The sequence below is a fragment of the Thermoplasmata archaeon genome, from assembly GCA_036395115.1.
In the GTDB taxonomy this organism is placed as follows: Archaea; Thermoplasmatota; Thermoplasmata; order RBG-16-68-12; family RBG-16-68-12; genus RBG-16-68-12.
Map to the genome: position 1 here is coordinate 20,020 of DASWDU010000043.1, position 15,874 is coordinate 35,893.

Below are 15,874 nucleotides of genomic sequence, written 5' to 3' on the forward strand. Positions count from 1 at the left end.
CATCCACTGTTGTCTAATCGTGTTGGCCCTCATCAACATCGTCTTTCGATACCCAGTTGATGTTACGCATGAATTAGGTGCCGACACCACATTCGTGCACTCCCTCACAGCGAGCATTGTTCAGGAAGGGCGTGCCTCATGGATCCTGCATCCTTTCTCCTATTTCGGGCTCTACGCGCTATCCTATCCCAGTGCAGTCCCGTTCATTTTCGCGAGCGGTACGGAAACTAGTGGCGCACCCATAGAATTGATGACACTCCTGTTCGGGTGGCTTGTCGCCGTTGTCGGGTGCCTGGGCTCGTTCATTTTCGCAAGGACAATTCGGCGAGATGACTCGTTTGCCCTTCTTGTCGCCCTCCTGTTCCCGTTGGCTCCTTTCTTCATCAAGGACACATTTTGGGTTGCCTCCACTCGTGGATTTGTTGTGGGCTTGCTACCGGCGTTTCTCGCCCTACTCGTCACGTCAATGAGGAAGCAGGTATATCGGGAGGCGGCACTCGCCTTCATCCTCTTCATCTTGTTGGCCGCAATTCACAGAATGGGAGTCCTGTCTCTTTTCTTCTTGATCGCGTACATATTCGCGATCCCATTCCACAAGGTTACCCAGAGGCTTAGGTTCGCGCTTGTCAGATACGAGACGCAAACGCGATACGCAATCGCTGGGTCAGCCGTCGTCATCTTTCTCGGAATTTTCTACTTACAGTTCTTGTATCCAGGAATCTTAGGCGCGAACATCACTGACCAGTACCGCACAAGTGCATATCTCCAAGGCGACGCGTTTCCAATCTTGGTCGCAAACATGGGCGTTAGCTTGTCGGGGAAGGTGGGTCCCATGTTCGCCCTCGCACCTCTTGGACTTCTCGCCTATGTCTGGCGGCGCCCGAAAGAGGCTACGGACAAGTTTGTTCTGACCGCCACCCTCCTTTTTCTCCCTTTGCTTTCCCTCCGCGATTATATCGCGGAATTCCTAATTCCCCTCTTCATTTTCCTGTCGGTGTTTGGCCTCATGGCGCTGCGATTCAACCGGCGCAAGATCGTCACTGTCGCCCTCACTGTCGTAGTCCTTGGCTCGGCAGCATTCTCGTGGGGAATGAAGGACTACTGGAGCGGGCACTATGGAACCGACGCGGCGGTTTCTGATTCGTCGTACTCTGCCGCTCTCTTTCTACGATACAAGGCGTCGGGCACAATAGTTTCGAATGACGGTCTGATTGCCGGCCAGCTCGCGGCCTTCAGCGGAAGGCCCACTTTGCCACTGGGAGGCGCATCTCTTCACTGGACTGGTCCGCAAGAACTCCCGTGGCGATTCATTCCTCCCGAAGAGGTCCGTGTTCAGCTCGTCCCAGTCACAACCATCTCGTTCAACACCGACGAGATCTATGTTGCGCTTGGGCTTCGCAACGTAGAATCGGATTGGGAAGCAATGTTGTATTATGTTGAACCCGGCGTTGCGGAGCAGCAATTTCTCACATACGATGTGCACTACATTGCGGTCGACACGATGAGGCCTCATACCTTTCTCTCGTACGCATACGATAGGTCTTCTCTGTACCTTGCGTCCGTGCTCCCCTCTTCCTCATACATCGTGTACGAGAACGGAGCCGTGACAATCTGGTTCAGGGGATAGGCCGCGAAATTCACAGGCCAAGGGCTAGGGGCAAAGGGTTTCGAGTCCTACTGATTACCAATGCATACGCTCCACAGATTGGTGGAATTTCAGAGTATCTCGCGGAGCTCGTCCGAGGACTTAGGAGCCAAGGGATTGAGACGAAAATTTCCGCGATGCCAGAAAATTTCAATCGGCTTGACGAAACGGCGCGAGGAAGCAAGATTTGGTGGCGAACTGTTCATCTGATCTTCGTTGCAGCGTTCATAATCCAGTCGATTCGACGTGTTACTAGGCTCCAACGAGTGAGCCGCCCCCTGGTTGTCCACTCGCATAGCGCGAGTTATTGCTTGCTACTCGGCGTCCTTGCGAAGGCACTCGGTTCGCCAACAGCCCACACATTCCATTCTCCACTCGACAAGCCGTCAGCGTCGCTCGCTCGCCTGCTACCACGCACCGATGCGGTCGTTTTCGTGTCACAGGCTCTTCGTACACAATTCGGCTCTGTAGGCCTTCAAGCCACGAACGTAGTCGTCATCCCAGGAGCGGTCGATACGTCTCGGTTCCACCCGCCGAGCGTCGAGGAACGGAGAGCCGCGCGGACAAGGATCGGCGCGTGGCTCAACGATCCAACCCAAAGGCACATCCTACTTTTCGTTGGACGCGTCGTACCCGAAAAAGGAGTCGACGTCCTCATCGCCGCCTGCAAAGAAATATTCGAAGCAGATCCTCAGTCCAGCCTCCTCATTGTTGGCCCATTTGGTACAGACCCGAGTGGCAAGTCATTCATCGCCCGATGTCAAGCGGATATCCGAACGTACGCACTCCAAGGAAGGGTCGCAATGCCTGGTGCATTGTCTGCTGAGGACGTACTCGCCGCATATCAAGCAGCGGACATACTTGTGTGTCCATCCTCCTGGCCAGAGCCCGCCTCGGTCGCAGTTTCCGAGGGCATGGCGTGTGGGTTGCCCGTGATCGCGTCTCGGGTCGGCGGCCTCCACGAGCGGATAGACGAAGGCGTAACCGGCCTCTTGGTCCCCCCGAATGATCCCGGGGCGCTCGCGAAGGAGGTCCTACGGGTGCTCAAGGACCCGGATTTGGGGAGAACCCTCGCCAGGGAAGCGCGCACGAAGGCGCTCCGCGACTTGGACGGCAGAATGTTGTGCGCCCGTCATCTTGAGCTTTACAGCTCTCTCATAGACGCAATGCACCCCGAGTCGAAACAGAGAGGCTGACAGAATGCTGAGACAACCTCACTGCGGTCACACCAGATCTCTGGGCAGCGACCTGACGATTGTGGAGGGATCCGCTCGCGACTCATGGTGATTTCGGAGTTCATCGATTCACATTCCGCGGCGACCGCGGCAGGGACTAGGATACATGCCCTTCGAGAGTTCTTCACCGATAGAGGGTGGGACGTCCTCCTTGTGGTCCCAAGAGATGAAGAATCGGCGGAGGAGACGAGCCGAAACGATGGGCGCGTTCGACGCCTGACCACATACGAAACCCGACGGCAACAACTTCAGTCTCCCGCGGCGGTGATTGCGTTCCCGCTGAGCATTCGTGAATATGTCAACTCCTTTCGAGAATTCCGGCCAGACATTGTGGTCATCTCCGGATACTCTCCGTTCATCCTCATGGAGCCGTTGCTTGTTGCCAAGTTGCTCAGAATCCCTGTCGTGTTTGATGTGCTCGACTCGTGGATTCTGTTGGGCGAATTCCATCCCGGCCGGATTCGCAACTGGCTGCGGCGGTCCATCGAGAGGTTCGCGCTGTCTCGCGGCAACCTCGTGGTCGGTGTTACCAAGACCCAACTAGGGCTGCTTGCGGATCGCTACCGACTGAATTCCCAAACGTTGATGTTGGTACCACGAGGCGCGGATCTCTCCACTCGATCCGACGCGGGAGTTCGCCCGGACTACGACATCATTCATGTCGGGCCGCCACGCGACTATTACGATAATGACGGAATGCTCCAGTTCCTGGCCCGCCTGTCTTCCTTGCGTCGCAGTCTTCGCGTCCTCTTCCTTGGAATCGAAGAGGGACCCGTGAAAGCGAAGCTGGAGAGAGATCTCGCCGCTCACGGACTGACTGGAAACGCGGATCTCCGTCCCCCAGTTCCTTGGTCCGAGGTCGCGAGATGGACTTGCAGGGCGAAGTCGGGTCTGGTTGCCCTGACTAGGAACCCTCTCTATAAGGCCGCTGTGAGCACGAAGGCCTACGACTATCTTGTCGCCGGGATTCCAATCCTCTTCCTCGGTCCGTCGGATTCGGAGCAGGCGGAGTTCGTCCGGAAGTATGGGATCGGGCGTGTCTGTGAGACTCCCGAAGAGCTCGCCCAAGAGGCAGCTGCCCTCCTGTCGGACGAGAAGGCCCTGGGTCTACTTCGAAAAAACGCCGAGGCGGCGGCCTCCTCGCTGGCCTGGACGCAGGTCTTGAAACCGTTCTACGAACACGTGGCCGCTCTCCTGAGCCTTCGCGACGGGGAGCATGCGCGGGGTTGAGTTCGATACCCATGGCGTCTCTTGGTGCGCAAAGGGGATATCTCGTTCACCTTGAGCCTGCCGAGATGGCTTCCTTCGTCAAGAAGGACTACGAAATCCTCCAGTCGCGGTTCGAAATGCGTCGCCGCTTCTTCCGGGGAGCCCTTCACGCTCTTCCGGATCGGGCAGCGATCTACCTTGGAACACGTCAGTCGGCCTTTACCTTCAGCTGGTTTGCGTACCTACAGGCGTACTGGGCCGTGCAGTATTCGAAAAGATTGGCGAAGAAGTCGCTCGTCGTGCTGGGCGGTTTCGACGTCTGCGCGGACGAGGATCCGCACCTCCCAGATCGCTTGGACTCGGTTCGTTTCATTCTTCGAAATGCGGATGGCCTACTTGCAGTCTCAGAGAGAGTTCGACAGCAAGCCCTCGAAATTGAGCCGAAGGCTCAGATTTCGCTAGTCTACCAAGGGTTCGACTCCGAAAAGTATTCGGTCGGCAGCAAGGAGCCCATCGTTACTACGATTGGATACGTCCGGCGTGGGAATCTGGAACGCAAGGGATTGAAGGTTTTTGTGGAAGCCGCGGCAAGGCTTCCGAGGTTCAAGTTCTTCCTCGTGGGCGAGTGGCTCGATGATTCGATTCAGCACTTGAGGTCGATTGCCCCTCCGAACGTTTCATTTACCGGCTTTCTGCCAGAGCCGGACCTCATCAACTTGCTTCGTCGGACGAGCGTCTACGTACAAGCTTCGGCGCACGAGGGATTCGGGTGCTCGTTGGCCGAGGCGATGTTATCCGGCTGTGTGCCCGTCGTCAGCGATCGCGGTGCCATCCCTGAAGTTGTCGGGGACACTGGGACGTACATCGACCCTCGAGATCCCGAGAGTGTTGCGCGCGGCGTGGGCGAAGCGATGGCCCGAGTGGCGACCGGACCCTCGGCGCGGGAGAGAATCGCGACGTTGTTTCCACTGGAGCGCCGACGGAAGCTCCTTCTCGGGGCTGTTGAGGAAGTGCTAGGGTGACCCCGCCTACTAAACCGAGTGCCAGGTGATGACTCGAAGGTCTTCCTTGTATCTCCAAATTTCTACCCAAGTATCGGCGGCGTGGAAAGCCATCTAATCGAGCTCATTCAAGGTGTCTCCGACGTGGAATTTGCCGTCCTGGCGAATTGGCGTCCGGATGCGAACTGCGCTGCGGAGTTATTTCCGAACGTGGAATTTCATTACGCTTGGCCTTCCGACAGGTCCCTGAGGAGATGGCTCGCCTCGTCCAGAGTAACGGTGGGTCTTTATCGATCGATGAGAGCCACGTTCGAGCTCCTGCGGCTCATGAACCGTCGACAGTGGTTTCGGGAAGTCGCCGCCGACGTCGTTCACTTTCACTTCCTAGACCTGGATCAGGCGAGCCGACTGGCTCGAAGGCTTGGCGCGGCCTCCGCCATCCACGATTGGTGCGAGAAGTCAGTCGAACCGGTTGGAAGCAGTGCCGGTCTGCTACTCACGGACCACACAGTGTTTACATCGCCCTCAGAGATCGTGCCTGAGGAGGCTAAGGCCGCCCTTCTCGAGACATTCGGGAACATCGTGTCTGTCGATTCCAAGAGCTTCGAAGTCGTGAGAGCCTATCAAGCGGATCATCCGGGGAGAAGCTGGTTCATCCCTAATTCTGTTAACACGGACGTGTTCCATCCTTCGCGGCGGCTGCGCGATGCGTTTCGAGTAGGCTTCGCCGGCCGGGCTGGGAAACCCGGTGAAGGGATATTGGAAGAGGTGATACGCGAGCTCGGATCTTCTGTTGCCTGGCGGTTCGCTGCGGCGGGCGAGTTGCACGACGTGAGGCGGGGCGTGTCGGCGCGGGTTCGCGCGGAGGTTCGCGCAGATATCGAGCTCTTCCATAACCTCGACTACCTTCACATGCCGGAATTCTACTCGGCAATTGACGTCCTATTCAATCCGTTCCCCGGAGAGGGAGTTGGACGAACATCCCTGGAGGCGATGGCGTGTGGCGTTCCGGTTGTGGCGGTGGGGCGCGGCAACAAGTACCCGATTCAAAACGGAGAAACCGGGTACGTGTTGCCCCCAGATCCGAAGATTATTGCTGAGACGATTCTCGGCTTGCAGAAGGACCCCGAATTGACCGAAGCAATGGGAAGGAGGGCTCGGGCGACGGTGGAGCGCGAGTTTTCGAATCGGACGGTCCTTCCAACTCTGCGAGCCGTATATTCTCAGCTTGCTGATAGCGTCAGGGCCTGAGGAGAGCAGTTCTTGAGGGCCGTCGGGTTACGTGCCGTCACCCTTGCGACGCGCGTATGAGCAGCCTGAGATGTCGGCCGAGCCCGGCGTATACCTCGGGTTCAATTCGCTTGAGCGACACGAAGTACATGATCGTCCCGACGAGCGTGGCGGAACCGAGAACCACCACATCCTGCCCGCCGATCGAGTAGATAATTGACTTGAATGCAAAGGCAAGCCCCCCGGCAATCCCGGCAGCGACGACTGGGCCTCGTAGACGAACGGCCAATTCGCTAAACCGGAGCTGGAGAATCCGCGACGCCCAGAGGAGCGAGACTACCAGCGCAAATGGGACCGGGATCGTCATTGCAAGGGCGGTGCCGGCGATTCCAAACAGGATTGTGAAAGGTGGAAGGAGGCCGAGAGACCCGACTAAGATCATTGCATTGAGCCGCGGAATCGCGCCGGGCCGACCCATCGATGCGAACAGAGGCGTCGTGAATTCAACGACAGCTTTAGAAAACCCGTAGAAAGAAAGGATGATCAGGGGGAGTATCGAGGGTCTCCATATCGGCCCGAGCAGGACAAGGACGATTTCCGGGGCCATGACCGCTAGACCGAAAGATACCGGTGCGACGGTCGCGATCGCGTACCCGACGCTTTCGAGATAGCCTCGTCTTACCCGCGGCAAGTCCTCCTGAATCTTCGAGAGGGTCGGGAACAAAGCGGTGGCAGCCGAACCAGATACCATTGAAGAAAAGAGGCAAATGCTGTATGCGACCGCATAATACCCCAGCGTGGCGGTCCCCAAGATAAGGCCGACGGTGAAATTGTCGACGTTGGTCATCAAGAAGACCAAGACCGATGCTACGATGATGTGACGCGAGTATGCGAAAAGCGACTTCGCGACCGAACGGTCGAACCTGAATCGTGGGCGCCAGGGATACGCAACCGAGAGGCTCACCACCCAAACCATCTGCGACGCGATTAGGGCTACGATAAGAGACCAGAAGCCGAAACCTAGGATCGCGAGGCTGATCGCGACAACGGAGTTCGTGAATTGGTTGAGTAGGTTGGGGACAATCAACCGTCGATACGCGAGCTTGACAGTGAGTCTCGTAGTCGGAATGAGACTCCAGGGGCCGATGAGATACACGATGGCGAGCGCTTGAGTGGCGCCCGCAATCACGGGGTTCCCAAAAATCGAGGACCATGGTATCGCAAGCCCGAGTGTGGCCACGAGCAATGCGATGGAAATGATCGCCCGGAGCGACATCGCCACCTCGTACTCCTCATCCTTGGCAGAGTCCGCGCGCTCGATGAGGGCATAATCGAGGCCGAAGTTCCCGAGCGCGGACACGAACCCGATGAGGCCCGCTGCGAGAGCGAAGATGCCGAAATCCGCGGGAAACAGGACTCGAGCGAGGACGATTTTCGTCGCGACCGCGAAGCCTCTGCTCACCCATTGCATGGCGATGAGGATTGCAACGTTTTGCGCCGTCCGTGTTCGAACGGAACGGCCGCTCCCTTCTTCCCCGAATCCCGAATCGGCCATGACGTCCGCCCAGATTGTTTCAATTGAGCCTCTGGTTCCCGCTACCTAGCATCTGTTCGCGCCGGCTCTAAGGACGAGCCCACATCCGACGCAGTTCGAACCCGTCGGAGCGCACGCGATGTGGTAATACCGACCGCATGAACACCTTCTTCCCGGAATCGATAAGCTCATGCTTCTCTTGCACGTCCAGCAAAGAGTGCTGGGCGCAGAGCGTCCCACCTTGCGTGGATTCCCTTCGATTCCCGTTTGGGGTAGGAATCGAAAGAGAAGAGACCAGAAGAGGGCAATCCAAGCGAGAAAAATCAGCCATCCGGCGTATGAGTGGGCGATGAGCATGTGCTGCAGATCCGTCTCGCCAGTGTCCGTGTAGTAGCCGACCAGAATGATGACGACCATCCGCAGCACATTCGCGATGTACGATGTGATTAGCCCCAGCCCCAGGAAGACCCAGAGTCGCTTGGACGGTTTCTCATACTCCGTCATGACGAAGGCTGCAAACGCCGACGCGAAAATTCCGAAGGAGTAGATGCCCGAACAAGCTGTCGTGATTACGATGGTAACTTCAGCGCCTACATGCAACGGCACGAACGTAAGTCCGGGAGCGGTTGCACCGCTGACGGGATGAACCGTATTGGATACCCCGATCATCGAAAGGACCCCGCTGGTTTCGGGTGCCAGGGCAACCCATGAGTACACGTCCACTGAGCGCTGGAAGTCCTGGTAGAACGCCCTGGATAATAGGAGTGGCGCAACGAGGATGAGATTCAATAGAACGAAGAATGCCAGTACAAAATCCCGCTCCCGTGCATACTTGTCGGGGACCAGAGGGTGGACAAGAAGAGTCGCACCGAGTAGGATTGCAATCGTGTCCTCCGTGAGGAGTTGCGGGTTCGCGGATAGAAACACATTGTACGCGATATCGGTGAGGACAATCGCGGCTCCGAGGGCCGGAAAAACAGAGACCCGCCGATTGTCGAGTCGAAATCGGGAAAGGATCTTGTCAAAAATGTGATTCCGGCTGGGCTCCTTTTGGGTGGTCTGGGGCCATACTTGCCAGACGAAGATAGCACCCCCGAATGCGACAAGCGGAAGGGCCACCCATTCGAGGACAGAGCCTTTCGGGCGGTCGACGAGGAGCGCGACGCCTGCAAAAGTGGTAATAAGCGCCATGAGGACCATGGCTTTTCGTTGATTTGTCAGCGCCGCTGCAACCGATTTGAAAACCATGGCGCCCGTCGATTCCGACGAAGGTCGAGGATATAAGAAGCCTCGCGACTCGTTATCGAGAGCGCGAGAGGTAGGACGGTTCAAATAGCCTCGCCCGATACGACGCTCGGTCGGCCCATGAAGGTCGTCGGCGGCTCCGCGTCGGTCCCCCTCGCCCGAGGCATCGCGCGCGAGCTCTCCGCCGAGTACGTCGACGTGGCCTTCGAGAGGCACCCGGGCGGCTTCCCCGACGGAGAGCGATACGTCCGCCTCCTCGGCCCCGTCGCGGGCGAACATGTCGTCCTCGTGCAGACGACTCACCCGGACCCGATGATCGTCGAGATCCTCCTCCTCGCGGACGCGATCCGCGACGCGGGCGCACATCGACTCACGGCCGTCGTCCCGTATTTCGGCTACGGCCGGCAGGACAAGCGGTTCCTTGACGGCGAGGCGATTTCGGCGAAGACGATCGCGAAGCACCTTGCGGTCGACTGCGACGAACTCCTGACGATGGCGATCCCGGCCAACCCGCAGATCCTCCGGGCCTTCCCGCTCCCCACGCGCGAGGTGAGCGGCATGCCGGCGATTGGCCGCTACCTGAAGTCCGCGAAGGTCGACGTGCTCCTCGCGCCGGACGAGGGCGCGCTTCGGCTCGCGAAGGAGGCCTCGTCGATCGCGGGGGTCCCGTTCGACTTCCTCGTGAAGGAGCGCATCGACTCGTACACGGTCAAGATCGAGCCGAAAACCTTGGCCGTCCGGGGCAAGTCCGTGGCCATCGTCGACGACGTCATCTCGACGGGCGGAACGATTGCGATTGCCGCAAAGGAACTTCGCGGCCAAGGCGCCCGCCGGATTGTCGCCGCGTGCGTCCACGGCCTCTTCGTCGGACCTGCGGAGTCGAACCTGAAGGCGTGCGATGACGTGACCGCGACCGATACGGTCCAGTCCCGCCACACGAAGATCACTGTGGCGCCGGAGTTCGCCGCGGCGATCCGGGCCCTCGGGACGCCGTCCGGCTAGCTTGAGCGCAACGAGATGAAGTCCGGATGCGGGGGCCGCGTCATCGGAACCTAGGGGCTCAGGCTCGGATACTTCCGCCGGATTTCGGCCGCGAAGTCATCGCGCCCTAGGCCTAACTCCAGATTGGCGAGCAGCCATCCCGCCTTGTCCCCGATGTCGTACCGCTTCCCTCCGAACGGGAGGGCGAACACGTCCTCGTGGTGGATGAGGTCGTTGATCGCGGGCGTCAGGTCGACTTCCGCCGAATGCGACTTCGCTTCGCGGCGCAGCGAATCCAACACTCCCGGCGTGAACTGATATCTCCCCACGATCACGAAGTTCGATTTCGCTGCCGCGGCCGATGGCTTTTCTTGGATCTCCCGGATTCGGAACACGTCCCCGCGGTCCTCCCCCGCGACGATCACGCCATACTTCGAGACGTTTTCCCGCGGGACTTCCTGGCACGCGATGACGCTCGCCCCGGTCGACCGGAACGATTCCAGCAGCTGCTGCTGGCACGGGACCGGCGAGGCGCAGAGGTCGTCACCCAGGAGCAGTCCGAACGGCGCGTCGTCGATGTACTCCGCCGCCGTGAGCACGGCATGGCCGAGCCCGCGAGGTTCTTTCTGGCGGACGAACATGAGATTCGCCAGGCCGGCGATCGCCTTCACCTGCTCGAGCGCCGCGACATCGCCTCGGTCCGACAGATACTGCTCGAGTTCCGCGGAGCGATCGAAGTGATCCTCGATGCTCCTCTTGTGCCGTCCGGTGACGAGGACGATCCGATCGTACCCCGAATGCACGGCCTCTTCGATCACGTACTGGATCGCAGGCTTGTCGAGGACCGGGAGCATCTCTTTCGGACTCGCCTTCGTGTATGGGAGAAAACGAGTGCCGTATCCGGCCGCCGGGATGACGGCTTTCATCGTCTGCGCGGAGCGTTATCGTTTTTATAACGCTTTGCACGATGTCTCCCCGGCGAGCGAGGACAGGCGCACCCGTGTCCCGAATTGCGGTCATCGGCGCCGGCGCCGCCGGCGTCGGCATTGCGGCCGCGCTGGCGAAGTCGGGGCATCGCGTCGCGTGCGTGGACAAGGATTCCGATCGGGTGCGCCGGATCGCGCGGGGCAAGGCCCCGTTCTTCGAGGCGGGGCTCGACGCCGAACTCCGGCGGCTCGTGGCGCGGGGATTAATCTCCGCCTCGACGGACGTGACCGAATCCGTCCGTGGATCCGACTTCGCGTTCCTCTGTGTCGGCACTCCGTGCCGCGAAGAGGGGAGCATCGACACGTCCCAACTCGAGTCCGCGGCGAGTGGCGTGGGCGCCGCCCTCCGAAACGGACGGCGGAAGACCGTCGTGGTCAAGAGCACCGTCGTCCCCGGGACCACGGAATCCGTGGTCGTGCCGATCCTCGAGCGCGAGTCGGGCCTCTCCTTGGGACAGTTCGGCGTCTGCGTCAACCCGGAGTTCCTCCGTGAAGGGAGGGCGCTCCGGGACAGCGTGCGGCCCACCCACATCGTGATCGGGGAGTTCGATCGCCCGACCGGCTCGGCGCTCGTCCGCCTGTACGCGCCGTTCCGGTGCCCGAAGTTCCGGACGACGGTCCGCACGGCCGAGGCGGTCAAGTACGCGACGAACGCGTTCCTCGCCACGAAGGTGACGTTCGCGAACGAGGTTGCGAACCTCTGCACGCGGCTCGGGCTCGACGCGGACGAGGTCATGAAAGGGATGAGCCTCGACCCGCGGATCAACCCCCATCACCTGGTCCCCGGCGTCGGCCTCGGAGGCTCGTGCCTTCCGAAGGATCTGCGGGCGCTCCTCGGCCTCGCCCGCGCGAACGGCTATGAGCCGACCCTGCTCGCGTCGATCCTGGCGTCCGACGCCCGGCAGCCGATGGAGGTCCTCCGTCTGCTGGAACAGGAGACGGGGCCGGTCGCGGGGAAGCGGATCGCGATCCTCGGGCTCGCCTTCAAGCCCGGCACGGACGACGTCCGCGAGTCGAAGGCGATCGACCTCGTCCTGTCGCTCGAAAAGCGGGGGGCGCACGTCGTCGGGTACGACCCGCACGCCATGGACCGGTTCTCGGAGGTCGTCCCCCGCATCGAGCTCGCCCGGACCGCGGCGGAGGCCCTGGACGGCGCAGACGCGTGCATCATCCAGGCCCCGTGGCCGGAGTTTGTCCGCCTCGGCAAGGAGGCATTCGGCCGCATGGCAACCCCCATCGTGATCGACGCGCGCCGGACGTGGTCCAAGTCGAGAGTGCCCCGTGGCATTCGATACCGCCGGATTGGATGAGTCCTGCGTCCGGCCACCGGGAGGGGATGGGCCCGGCCACGGTCGGGCGCGCCAGACCTATCTTGTCCACGGCGAACCGCATCCTCCGGGCGGACCCGCCGGGCCCGGCGTCCGGGGCGCCGCGGCGGGGTGCTCAGGGGGACCCGCTCAGGTCAGCGCGATCCACGTGAGGATGTTGACGGAGACCGCCAGGACGACGCCGGCCCAGATGAGCAGGCCGAGGTTCTGCATGTCCGACGTCCGCTTCGAGCCGAGCGCGCCCGCGGTGCTCGCGAGGGCGCCGAGGACGCCTCCCGAGATCACGAGGAGCCGCGCGAGTCCGCGCGCGTTGATGTCGCCGCTCCCGTTCGCGATCAAGGCGCCGATCCAGATCGCCAAGAGGCCAATCGCGTTCAGCGCGAAGACGTTCCGGCGGGTGAGCATGCCTTCCATCGACATCGGGTAGTACGGTCCGGGATACGGCGGTGGCGGTTGCTGGGACAAGGCTCCGACCTCGGCCGCGCGATGTGTTTCAACTTATAAAACTATGGCGGGATAAATATATATGAGGGCGAATCGAGCCCGGCCTCCGGCCGCGGCCCGCGCGTTCCCCATGGCGCCGTCCGGTTCGGACGGCCCCACGGGTCGCGTCCGAGGCGACCGAACTCGTCCGGCGGCCGCATCCGCCGTGCACCGGATAGCCAAACCTACTTAGTCGAGAGGCCGCTTCGATGCGCGAGGCGGTCGGCGATGGCGCAGGTCGAGTTGCGGACGATCAAGGAGGTCAACCTGAAAGGCGGCACGGTCGTCGCGGCGTTCCCGAGCGTCGGGCTCGTGAGCACGATCACGGCGACGTACCTGATCACGAGGCTGCCGGTGGACCAAGTAGTCGCACTCGAGTCCGCCGACTTCCCGTCGCTCTCGATGATCTACGCGAAGAAGCCGAAGTTCCCCGCCCGCGTCTACGCGTCGGCGGCCCAGAGGCTCGCGATCTTCATCTGCGAGATGCCGCTGCCGATGTCGACGCACCGGGCCGTCGCGGACGTCCTCCTGAAGTGGTCTCACGACCAGGGTGCGCGCCAGATCGTCCCGCTCGAAGGCTTGCCGGCGGACCCGGAGGCGCCGGTCTCGGGCGAGCCGCCGGTCTGGGCCGTCGGGAGCACGGACCGCGCCCGCGCGGAGCTCGAGAAGCTCGGGATCGAGCAGCTGGAGACGGGGATGATCACCGGCGTCACGGGCGTCCTCCTGAACGAGGGCCGGTGGCGCAACGCGGATGTGATCGCGCTCCTCGCGGAAGCCCGGTCGGATCAGCCGGATGCGCGCGCGGCGGTGGCCCTCGTGCACATCCTCGACGAACTGCTGCCCGAGATCTCGATCGACCTGAAGCCGCTGCAGGAGCAGGCGACCGCCCTTGAGATGCACCTGACCCGGCTCAAACAACAGGCGAAGGCGGTCGTGCCGCCCGAACCGATCCCGAGCGAGATGTACCGCTAGGGAGATCGCGGCCCGCGGCTTCAGCGGCCTCGGATCGCGGCCTTGATCCGCGCGAACCTCTCGCGGTACAGCCGCTCGCACGAGCCGCAGCACAGGAAGTGGGTGCGGCCCTCCATGCGGATCTTGGTCGGCTCCCCCTCGATCGGCTTGCCGCACTCGAAGCACGCGACCGCGGCCGACAGCGGCCCGGAGAGGATCGCCCGCGGGATGTCCTTGAATCGCCTCGCCGCCACGTGAAGCGTCGTCGAGATGATGCCGTCGATCGACCGGACGCGCCGGAGGAACGCCTCACGGCCCCTCGATGTCGGGAGAACCGCCTCGGCGACGATGCGCGAGCGGTCGGTGCGGATCGTCCAACGCACTTCGGGCAGTCTCGCGAGCCGCTGGCCCACCTCGTCGGCCGTTCCTCGTCGGCATGCGAGGAGCAGCACGAGCCGCGTTTGGTGGAGCCTCTCGGGGTCGATCGCCGCGTGGTATCCGGCCAAGATTCCGAGGCGCTCGAGGGTCGCCACTCGGGCGCTCACCGTCGGGACACTGACCCCGACCCGGCGCGCGAGTTCGCGGAACGACCGTCGGGCGTCTTCTTGGAGCGCCCGCAGGATTTTCGTGTCCGTTTCGTCCAGTTCCATCGCTCCGGCCAGGACGGCCGCGGGGTATGAAGCTTTACAAACGTAAAGGCGAAGCGGGATGACCCACGGGCGGACTGGGCCTGCCGGCCGAGGGCTCATGGCGACCGATCCCGTGTGCGGCATGTACGTGGACGAAGGCACGCAGCTCACGGCCCTCGTCCGCGGCCGGCGGTACTACTTCTGCTCCCACACGTGTATGGAGGCCTTCACCGCGCCGGAGCGGGAAATCCGCAGGCTCATCTGGCTCACGGCCCTCAGCCTCGGAATCGGGATCCCCCTCTTCATCATCGGCTTCGGCCAGAGCGTCGGATGGTGGCTCATGGGCGCCGAAGAACCCGCGAACCTCGTGTTCTTCGTCTTGGCCACGCCGGTGCAGTTCGTCGCGGGTTGGCGATTCTACCACGGCACCTGGGACGCGATCAAGAACCGGAGCGCGAACATGGACGTCCTGATCGCCCTCGGCACGACGGCGGCCTGGGGCTACAGCGCCGTCGTCACGTTCCTCCCCCTGCTCGGCGCGCCGCTCGCGGACAAGGGGACGTACTACGACACCGCCGAGGTGATCATCGGCTTAATCCTCCTAGGGAAGTTCCTCGAGGAGCTCGCCCGCGGCAAGGCCGGCGACGCGATCCGGAAGCTGATGGACCTGGCCCCACGGACCGCCCACGTCCTGCGGGATGGCCGTGAGGCGGAGGTGCCCGTGGAACTCGTCCAGCTCGACGACGTCGTGATCGTGAGACCGGGAGAGCGGATCCCGGTCGACGGCACGATCTTCGAGGGCTTCTCCGCGATCGACGAGTCCATGATCACGGGGGAATCGATTCCGATCGACAAGCGCGTCGGCGACACGGTGATCGGCGCGACGATCAACAAGATGGGCCTCCTCAAGGTCCGGGCGACCCGCGTCGGCGCCGACACGACGTTGAATCAGATCATCAAGCTCGTCGGGGACGCCCAGATCGCGCGCGCCCCGATTCAGCGGCTCGCGGACCGCGTCGCCTCCGTCTTCGTGCCCGCGGTCATCCTCATCGCGGTCCTCACGTTCCTCGTCTGGAAGGTCGCGTTCCGCGAGACGGTCGCGCAGTCGCTCGGCTTCTTCATCGCGGTCCTGATCATCGCCTGTCCGTGCGCCCTCGGGATCGCGACGCCCGCGGCGATCATGGTCGGGACCGGCAAGGGAGCGGAGAATGGCCTCCTGATCAAAGGGGGCGAGTACCTGGAGAGGGCGCACAAGCTTACGACGGTCGTGTTCGACAAAACGGGCACGCTGACCAAAGGCACTCCCGCGTTGACGGACATCATCCCGTTCGGGCGGTACAAGTCGGATGAGGTGCTACGGATCGCCGCATCCGCCGAAAAGGGGTCCGAGCACCCCTTAGGCGCGGCCATCGTCCGC

The 15,874-nt window shown here is 61.8% G+C and carries 14 protein-coding genes; 9 read left to right on the forward strand and 5 right to left on the reverse strand.

What is annotated here, in order from left to right:
• Positions 1-19 precede the first annotated feature (19 nt).
• The 5 genes from VF992_10515 to VF992_10535 all read left to right on the forward strand — a co-directional run bounded on the left by VF992_10515 (position 20) and on the right by VF992_10535 (position 6,341).
• Positions 20-1,627 carry a hypothetical protein gene (locus tag VF992_10515; protein HEX9341581.1) on the forward strand — a complete coding sequence of 536 codons (1,608 nt, stop codon included), beginning with the start codon at positions 20-22 and terminating at the stop codon, positions 1,625-1,627.
• A 155-nt stretch (positions 1,628-1,782) separates the two neighbouring features.
• Entirely contained in the window at positions 1,783-2,841 is a 1,059-nt protein-coding gene (locus VF992_10520; GenBank protein HEX9341582.1) for a glycosyltransferase family 4 protein, read from the forward strand.
• Positions 2,842-2,928: 87 nt separating this feature from the next.
• On the forward strand, positions 2,929-4,110 hold the full coding sequence (locus VF992_10525; protein HEX9341583.1) for a glycosyltransferase: 1,182 nt from the start codon (positions 2,929-2,931) through the stop codon (positions 4,108-4,110).
• 65 nt (positions 4,111-4,175) lie between these two features.
• The gene (locus tag VF992_10530; GenBank protein HEX9341584.1) at positions 4,176-5,111 is read left to right on the forward strand and encodes a glycosyltransferase; all 936 of its coding nucleotides are present in this window, start codon (positions 4,176-4,178) and stop codon (positions 5,109-5,111) included.
• Between the two features lie 276 nt (positions 5,112-5,387).
• Positions 5,388-6,341, forward strand: coding sequence for a glycosyltransferase family 4 protein (locus tag VF992_10535; protein HEX9341585.1), 954 nt, complete (start codon positions 5,388-5,390; stop codon positions 6,339-6,341).
• Between the two features lie 37 nt (positions 6,342-6,378).
• Here the strand turns inward: VF992_10535 and VF992_10540 are convergent, their stop codons facing one another.
• Together VF992_10540 and VF992_10545 are read right to left on the reverse strand one after the other, a co-directional pair.
• The gene (locus VF992_10540) at positions 6,379-7,875 is read right to left on the reverse strand and encodes a lipopolysaccharide biosynthesis protein (protein HEX9341586.1); all 1,497 of its coding nucleotides are present in this window, start codon (positions 7,873-7,875) and stop codon (positions 6,379-6,381) included.
• 45 nt (positions 7,876-7,920) lie between these two features.
• Positions 7,921-9,054 (reverse strand): archaeosortase/exosortase family protein, encoded by a 1,134-nt coding sequence (locus VF992_10545; protein ID HEX9341587.1) that lies wholly within the window; start codon positions 9,052-9,054, stop codon positions 7,921-7,923.
• Positions 9,055-9,219: 165 nt separating this feature from the next.
• Here VF992_10545 and prs point away from each other — a divergent pair, with 165 nt between their 5' ends.
• On the forward strand, positions 9,220-10,101 hold the full coding sequence (prs, locus tag VF992_10550; protein HEX9341588.1) for a ribose-phosphate diphosphokinase: 882 nt from the start codon (positions 9,220-9,222) through the stop codon (positions 10,099-10,101).
• Between the two features lie 50 nt (positions 10,102-10,151).
• Here prs and VF992_10555 read toward each other — a convergent pair whose 3' ends face one another.
• Positions 10,152-11,006 (reverse strand): UTP--glucose-1-phosphate uridylyltransferase, encoded by an 855-nt coding sequence (locus tag VF992_10555; protein ID HEX9341589.1) that lies wholly within the window; start codon positions 11,004-11,006, stop codon positions 10,152-10,154.
• 74 nt (positions 11,007-11,080) lie between these two features.
• On the opposite strand from VF992_10555, the gene VF992_10560 reads away from it, so the two are divergent.
• Positions 11,081-12,376 (forward strand): UDP-glucose/GDP-mannose dehydrogenase family protein, encoded by a 1,296-nt coding sequence (locus VF992_10560; GenBank protein HEX9341590.1) that lies wholly within the window; start codon positions 11,081-11,083, stop codon positions 12,374-12,376.
• A 147-nt stretch (positions 12,377-12,523) separates the two neighbouring features.
• Here the strand turns inward: VF992_10560 and VF992_10565 are convergent, their stop codons facing one another.
• Complete coding sequence (locus tag VF992_10565) at positions 12,524-12,859, reverse strand: hypothetical protein (GenBank protein HEX9341591.1); 336 nt, start codon at positions 12,857-12,859, stop codon at positions 12,524-12,526.
• A 246-nt stretch (positions 12,860-13,105) separates the two neighbouring features.
• Here VF992_10565 and VF992_10570 point away from each other — a divergent pair, with 246 nt between their 5' ends.
• Positions 13,106-13,849, forward strand: coding sequence for a PAC2 family protein (locus tag VF992_10570; GenBank protein ID HEX9341592.1), 744 nt, complete (start codon positions 13,106-13,108; stop codon positions 13,847-13,849).
• A 20-nt stretch (positions 13,850-13,869) separates the two neighbouring features.
• Here the strand turns inward: VF992_10570 and VF992_10575 are convergent, their stop codons facing one another.
• Positions 13,870-14,478 (reverse strand): AsnC family transcriptional regulator, encoded by a 609-nt coding sequence (locus VF992_10575; protein HEX9341593.1) that lies wholly within the window; start codon positions 14,476-14,478, stop codon positions 13,870-13,872.
• A gap of 97 nt (positions 14,479-14,575) precedes the next feature.
• Between VF992_10575 and VF992_10580 the strand changes: the two genes are divergently transcribed.
• A partial coding sequence (locus VF992_10580) for a heavy metal translocating P-type ATPase (GenBank protein ID HEX9341594.1) occupies positions 14,576-15,874 on the forward strand: 1,299 nt, incomplete at its 3' end.

Excerpts from the sequence above, each read along its gene's own strand:
- VF992_10530 (HEX9341584.1), top strand. The coding sequence starts at position 4,176 with ATGGCTTCCTTCGTCAAGAAGGACTACGAAATCCTCCAGTCGCGGTTC.
- VF992_10520 (HEX9341582.1), top strand. The coding sequence starts at position 1,783 with ATGCCAGAAAATTTCAATCGGCTTGACGAAACGGCGCGAGGAAGCAAG.
- VF992_10545 (HEX9341587.1), bottom strand. The coding sequence starts at position 9,054 with ATGGTCCTCATGGCGCTTATTACCACTTTTGCAGGCGTCGCGCTCCTC.
- VF992_10555 (HEX9341589.1), bottom strand. The coding sequence starts at position 11,006 with ATGAAAGCCGTCATCCCGGCGGCCGGATACGGCACTCGTTTTCTCCCA.
- prs (HEX9341588.1), top strand. The coding sequence starts at position 9,220 with ATGAAGGTCGTCGGCGGCTCCGCGTCGGTCCCCCTCGCCCGAGGCATC.
- VF992_10570 (HEX9341592.1), top strand. The coding sequence starts at position 13,106 with ATGGCGCAGGTCGAGTTGCGGACGATCAAGGAGGTCAACCTGAAAGGC.
- VF992_10535 (HEX9341585.1), top strand. The coding sequence starts at position 5,388 with ATGAGAGCCACGTTCGAGCTCCTGCGGCTCATGAACCGTCGACAGTGG.
- VF992_10575 (HEX9341593.1), bottom strand. The coding sequence starts at position 14,478 with ATGGAACTGGACGAAACGGACACGAAAATCCTGCGGGCGCTCCAAGAA.
- VF992_10540 (HEX9341586.1), bottom strand. The coding sequence starts at position 7,875 with ATGGCCGATTCGGGATTCGGGGAAGAAGGGAGCGGCCGTTCCGTTCGA.